This is a genomic window from Streptosporangium sp. NPDC087985 (assembly GCF_044741965.1).
Taxonomy (GTDB): Bacteria; Actinomycetota; Actinomycetes; order Streptosporangiales; family Streptosporangiaceae; genus Streptosporangium.
Genome location: NZ_JBIUTQ010000048.1, coordinates 1 through 7,003, shown reverse-complemented (window position 1 = coordinate 7,003; position 7,003 = coordinate 1). Strand labels below are relative to the sequence as shown.

Annotated in this window: 2 protein-coding genes; both read left to right on the top strand. The window is 68.0% G+C overall.

The features are described from left to right. The first annotated feature begins 352 nt into the window (after positions 1 to 352). Positions 353 to 2,209 (top strand): PQQ-dependent sugar dehydrogenase, encoded by a 1,857-nt coding sequence (locus tag ACIN94_RS32580; RefSeq protein WP_400714824.1) that lies wholly within the window; start codon positions 353 to 355, stop codon positions 2,207 to 2,209. 195 nt (positions 2,210 to 2,404) lie between these two features. Then, positions 2,405 to 7,003: ThuA domain-containing protein (locus ACIN94_RS32575; RefSeq protein ID WP_400714821.1), on the top strand; the 4,599-nt coding region annotated here is incomplete at its 3' end.

Genomic DNA, 7,003 nt, shown 5'->3' with positions numbered 1-7,003 from the left:
GGCGAGATCGGCACCTGGGAGGTCAACGCCGACCTGGCCCTGCGGACCGCGGTCGACGTCGCCGCCGGGGAGTACCACTCGACCCTGACGCTTTCGCTGTTCAACCAGTCCTGAGCCGAAGGCAGGACGACACCGCCCGCAGGGTGTCCGGGACGTGTGCGATCTGGCACACGTCCCGGAACCCGGGATCAGCTACGAGAACATGGCCAAGCTGCGCGGCTGAGCAGCCGACAAGGCCTGACATTTACGGCGGAACCGCCACGTGCTCGAACCGTTGCACCGGTGCACGTGGCGGCCCGCCCTTTTCCCTGACACCCCCTGAGAGAGGCGCAGTTCTTTGAAGCGTACTCGCATGATGCTGGGGGGAGCACTCACCGCACTGGTGCTCCCATTGGCGGCCCTCACCGCCACACCGGCAAGCGCAAATAATGGTGACGACCACGTGGAGCCGGCGCTCAACTGGTCGAACTACGAGAAGGTCTTGCTGACCAAGGATGTCGGCGAGCCGATCGATATGGCGGTCCTGCCCGACAGGCGGGTCCTGCACACCGCCCGTAACGGCGACATCCGGATGACCGACCCCGGCACGGGCACCACCAAGGTGATCAACACGATCCCCGTCTACAACAACTCCGAAGACGGCCTGCAGACGATCGGGATCGACCCCGACTTCGACAAGAACAAGTGGGTCTACGTCTACTACGCCCCCAAGACGATGGACCCGCCGTACGTGAACCAGACCCCGGCGGGGTCGGCGCCCAACTCGCTGCCCGCGGGGCAGAACGAGTCGTACTGGGACCAGTGGAAGGGCTACAACCAGCTCTCCCGGTTCAAGTGGGCCGGTGACAAGCTCGACCTGTCCACCGAGCAGGTCATCATCAAGGTCGAGACCAACCGTGGACAGTGCTGTCACGTCGCCGGTGACTTCGACTGGGACGCCGAGGGCAACCTGTACCTGTCGACCGGTGACAACACCCCCGCCAGCGCGCCGGGGGCCAACGGCTACGCGCCCAACAACGACGCTCCCGGGATGAACCCCGGGTTCGACGCGCGTCGCGGCGCGGGCAACACCAACGACCTGCGCGGCAAGATCCTGCGGATCAAGGTCCAGCAGGACGGCTCCTACACGATCCCCCAGGGGAACCTGTACGCGCCGGGCACGCCCAAGACCCGTCCGGAGATCTTCGTGATGGGCGTGCGGAACCCGTTCCGCATCCATGTCGACTCCACCGTGGGCACCCTGTCGTTCGGTGAGTACGGACCCGACGCCAACAACGCCGACCCCAACCGCGGGCCGATGGGCTACGTCGAGTGGAACATGTTCCCGCTCAACAAGCCGGTCAACGCGGGCTGGCCGTACTGCACGGGCCACAACTTCAACTACAACAACTGGGACTACGCGAACTCCAAGCCGCGCGAGTGGTTCGACTGCGACGGCGGGCCGAAGAACACCTCGCGGTGGAACACCGGTCTGGAGCAGTTGCTGCCCGGGTTCCCGGCGACCCTCTACTACGGTGACCGGGTCACCGACCAGCCGGCGGAGTGGCGTGGGCTCATCGAGTTCGACCCGCAGGGCGGCCAGGGCCCGATGGGTGGTCCGGTCTACCACTACGACGCGAAGAACCCCTCGCCGACCAAGTTCCCGGCCTACTGGGACAAGAAGTACTTCTTCGGTGAGTTCTCGCAGGACTTCCTCGCGGTGTTCACCGCCCCGGACCCGAATGGCCCGGTCACGGACATCCTGCACTTCCTGCCGAACGCCGAGCTGACCAAGATGGGGATGCCCATCACCGACAACCCGATGGACCTCGAGTTCGGCCCCGACGGGTCGCTGTACGTCCTCGAGTACGGTGACGGCTTCTTCCGCGCCAACCCCGACGCGGGCCTCTACCGCATCGACTACAAGGGCGATGCCCCCACGACGCTGCTGACCGTGACCGCGACGTCCCGTTGCGTGGGCACGTCGGCGTACGTCGCGGTGACGGCGGTCAACGACGGCGGTGTGCCGGCGGACGTGACGTTGACGACCCCGTACGGCTCCAAGACCGTGGCCAACGTTGCCCCGGGCAAGCAGGCGTACCAGTCCTTCAACGCGCGGGCCAAGCAGATCGGCGCGGGCAAGGTCACCGTCACCGGGACCTCGACGATCGACGGCAAGAAGGTCACCTCGTCCTACGACGCCGCCTACAACGCGATCAGCTGCGGCTGACCGGAACTGCGTCTAGGAACACGGCCTAGAGCAAAAGACAACTGAACAGCGCGGGGAGGGCCGATCGGCCCTCCCCGCTGCCGTTTTCGATCGCTTCTACGATCGTTCACGTGATGGAAGGGAAACCTGCCTATGCCCCCCAGGCGGAGAACCACCCGCACTTCCCGATGGATTGCGCAGACCAGCGCCTTACTCGTGGCCCTCACCGGCGCCGCGGTGCTCACCGTAGCCACCCCGGCACAAGCGCATGACACGATCGATCCGGCCGACTACCAGCGCGTGACGCTGGCCAAGGGCGTCGCCGCGATGGGCGAGCCCATGTCGATGGCGGTGCTGCCCGACCTGTCGGTGCTGCACACCGCGCGCGACGGAACGCTGCGCCGTACCACCGCGACTGGCCAGACCGCCGTCGTCGGCGCACTTCCGGTCTACACCCACGACGAGGAGGGTCTGCAGGGCGTCGCCGCTGACCCGGACTTCGCCACCAACAGGACGATCTACCTCTACTACGCGCCCCGGCTGAACACCCCTGCCGGCGACGCGCCCACCACGGGCACGGACTGGTCGGCCTGGCAGGGCGTGAACCGGCTGTCCCGGTTCACCGTCAAGGCCGACTGGACGCTCGACACGGCCTCGGAGAAGACCGTCCTCGAGGTGCCGGCCGACCGCGGCATGTGCTGCCACGTCGGCGGCGACCTCGACTTCGACGCCCAGGGCAACCTGTACCTGTCCACCGGCGACGACACCAACCCCTTCGACTCGGCCGGGTACTCGCCGATCGACCAGCGGCCCGACCGCAACCCGTCCTACGACGCCCAGCGCAGCTCGGCCAACACCAACGACCTGCGCGGCAAGATCCTGCGGGTCAAGGTCGACCCGCTGAGCGGCACGTACACGGTCCCCGAGGGCAACCTGTTCGCCCCGGGCACGCCGAAGACCCGGCCCGAGATCTACGCCATGGGCTTCCGCAACCCGTTCCGGATGAGCGTCGACAAGGCCACCGGCGTGGTCTACGTCGGCGACTACGGCCCCGACGCCGGCAGCTCCGATCCCAACCGCGGGCCCAGCGGGCAGGTCGAGTTCAACCGCGTCACCGGGCCCGGCAACTACGGCTGGCCGTACTGCACCGGCACGAACACGCCGGCGGAGACCTACAACCAGTACACCTTCCCCTCGGGTCCGAGCGGGCCGAAGTACGACTGCGCCGGCGGCCCGGTCAACGACTCCTTCCGAAACACCGGTTTGGACAAGCTCCCGCCCGCGCAGCCCGCGTGGATCAGGTACGGCGGAGACGCCGGCTCGCCGCCCGAGTTCGGGGGCGGCTCCGAGTCGCCGATGGGCGGCCCGGTCTACCGCTACGACGCCGACCTGAAGTCGGCCGTCAAGTTCCCCGAGGACATGGACGGTCACTTCTTCGCCGGCGAGTTCGGCCGCCAGTGGATCAAGGCGATCGACGTGGCCGAGGACGGCACCCGCGGCAAGATCGCCGATTTCCACTGGACCGGCACCCAGGTCATGGACCTGGCCTTCGGCCCCGACGGCGCGCTGTACGTCCTGGACTACGGCTCCGGCTACTTCGGCGGTGACCACAACTCCGCGCTCTACCGCATCGAGTACATCAAGGGCAGGGACCGTTCGCCGATCGCGGTGGCCAAGGCGGACAAGACCTCAGGCAAGGCCCCGCTGACCGTGAAGTTCTCCTCGACCGGCTCCGCCGACCCCGAGGGCGAACCGCTCACCTACGCCTGGGACTTCGGCGACGGGGCCACCTCCACCGAGCCGAACCCGACCCACACCTACATCACCGAGGGCGACTTTTCCGCGACGCTCACCGTGCGCGACCCCGCGGGCAACTCCGGCACGGCCAGCGTGGTGATCACGGTGGGCAACACCGCGCCCACCGTGGTCACCGAGACGCCCGCCGCCGGCACCCTCTTCAACTGGGGCGACACCGTCCCGTACAAGATCAAGGTGACCGACCCCGAGGACGGGGACATCGACTGCGCGAAGGTCACGCTGACCTACGTGCTCGGCCACGACAGCCACGGCCACCAGATCACCTCGAAGAACGGCTGTGAGGGCGAGCTGACCATCCCGACCGACGGTGAGCACGACGACGCGGCCAACATCTTCGCGGTGTTCGACGCCGAGTACACCGACAAGGGCGGCCTGACCACCCACACCCAGCACATCCTGCAGCCGCGCCACCGGCAGGCCGAGCACTACACCAAGATGTCCGGCGTCGTCCAGATCAACAAGGGACCCGCGCACGGCGGCAAGACCGTCGGTGACGTCCACAACGGCGACTGGATCGCATTCGAGCCCTACCGGCTCGACGATGCCAAGTCGATCAAGGCGAGGGTCTCCTCCGCCGGCGTCGGCGGCTTCATCGAGGTGCGGGCCGGCTCGCCGACCGGCACCCTGCTCGGCAAGGTCACCGTCCCGGTGACCGGCGGGTGGGAGACCTTCATCGATGTCCACGCCCCGCTGAGCGGAGCCCCCGCCGAGACCACCGAGCTCTACCTGGTCTTCACCGGCGGCTCGGGCGCGCTGTTCGACCTCGACGACTTCACGCTCAGCAAGGAGGCCGCCGGCGCCAACCCGGTCATCGGACCGATCGTCGGACCCGGCGGGCTGTGCGTCGACGTCGACAACGCCAACAGCGCGAACGGCACCAAGGTGCAGCTGTATACCTGCAACAACACCGGCGCCCAGGTCTGGACCTTCGAAGGCCCGACGATCAGGGCGCTCGGCAAGTGCCTGGACATCGCGGGCGGCGCCACCGCCGACGGCACCAAGGTGCAGATCTACGAGTGCAACAACACCGGCGCGCAGAACTGGACCGTCGAGCAGGACGGTTCACTGCGGAATCCCCAGTCGGGCAGGTGCCTCGACGGTTCCAACGCCGCACAACTGGTGATCAGGACGTGTGACGGCAGCGTGAACCAGAAGTTCAAGGTGCCCACCGCCGGCACCGGTGGCGAGGATGAGCTGCTGGTCTTCTCCCGTACGGCCGGCTTCCGGCACGACTCGATCCCCGCGGGCATCCAGGCGATCAAGGACCTCGCGCAGGAGGGCGGCTTCAAGGTGACCGCCACCGAGGACCCGACCGCCTTCACCGCGGCCAACCTCGCCAAGTACAAGGCGGTGGCGTTCCTCAGCACCACCGGTGACGTGCTCAACGACGCCCAGCAGGCCGCCTTCGAGGACTACATCAAGGCGGGCGGCGGCTACGTGGGCATCCACGCGGCGGCCGACACCGAGTACGACTGGCCGTTCTACGGCAATCTCGTCGGCGCCTGGTTCGCCTCGCACCCGGCGATCCAGCAGGCGACGGTCAAGGTCGAGGACCGGGCGCACGCCGCCACCGCCCACCTGGGCGACACCTGGCAGCGGACCGACGAGTGGTACGACTACCGGACCAACGCCAGGACCAGCGCGCGCGTGCTGGCGACCCTGGATGAGTCGAGCTACTCCGGCGGCAGGATGGGCGCCGATCACCCGATCGCCTGGTGCAAGGTGTACCAGGGCGGGCGCTCCTTCTACACCGGCGGCGGGCACACCTCGGCGTCCTTCGCCGAGCCGGACTTCAGGAAGCACCTGCTCGGCGGCATCCGGTACGCCTTGGGTCAGTCCCAGGCCGACTGCCGTCCGGAGAGCGGCTACACGCCCATCTACAACGGCTCGACCAAGGGCTGGAAGCAGGCGGGCCCCGGCGGCTTCACCAACGCCGACGGCACGCTGACCTCCCACGGCGGCATGGGCCTGTTCTGGTACGAGGCGAAGGAGTTCACCGGCTCCTACTCGCTCAAGCTCGACTGGAAGATGGCCGGGGATGACAACTCCGGTGTCTTCATCGGCTTCCCCGCCTCCAACGACCCGTGGTCGGCCGTGGACAAGGGCTATGAGATCCAGATCGACGCCACCGACGCTCCGGACCGAACCACCGGCGCGGTCTACACCTTCAAGTCCGCCGACCTGGCCGCCCGCGACGCGGCGCTCAACCCGCCGAACCAGTGGAACACCTACGAGCTGCGGGTCGAGGGCGAACGGCTGCAGATCTTCCTCAACGGTGTGAAGATCAACGATTTCACCAACACCGACCCGGCCCGCTCGCTGCACGGGCACATCGGGATCCAGAACCACGGCGACGGCGACGAGGTGTCGTTCCGCAACATCCGGATCAAGGAACTCGGCCCGCCCAGCGGCGACACCGTGATCCAGGCGGAGCACTGGTCCCAGGCCAGCGGCGTCGACACCTACCCGCACGCGCCCGCGCACGGCGGCACCGTGCTCGGTTTCGTCGACCCCGGCGACTGGGCCGCCTACGACGACGTGGACCTCACCGGGGTCACCGGCTTCAAGGCCCGGGTGGCCTCACCCGGCCCGACCGGCGGCTTCGAGATCCGCGTCGGCTCACCGACCGGCCCGGTGCTCGGCAGCGTCACCGTGCCGAATACCGGCGACTGGGAGTCCTACGCCGACGTCTCGACCACGTTGAAGGACGTGCCGTCCGGCACCGTCAGGCTCTACCTGACGTTCAACGGGGCCAACTTCGACGTGGACGACTTCACGCTCGTGCGCGTGCCCGAGAAGGTCGCGCTGACCGTGACCGCCTCGTCCCGCTGCGTGGGTGCGCTGGCGTACGTGGCGGTGACAGCCGTCAATGACGGCGACGTGCCGGCGACCGTGACGCTGTCGACCCCGTACGGTTCCAAGACCGTGGCCGACGTGGCCCCGGGCAAGCAGGCGTACCAGTCCTTCAACGCGCGGGCCGGACAGATCGGCGCGGGC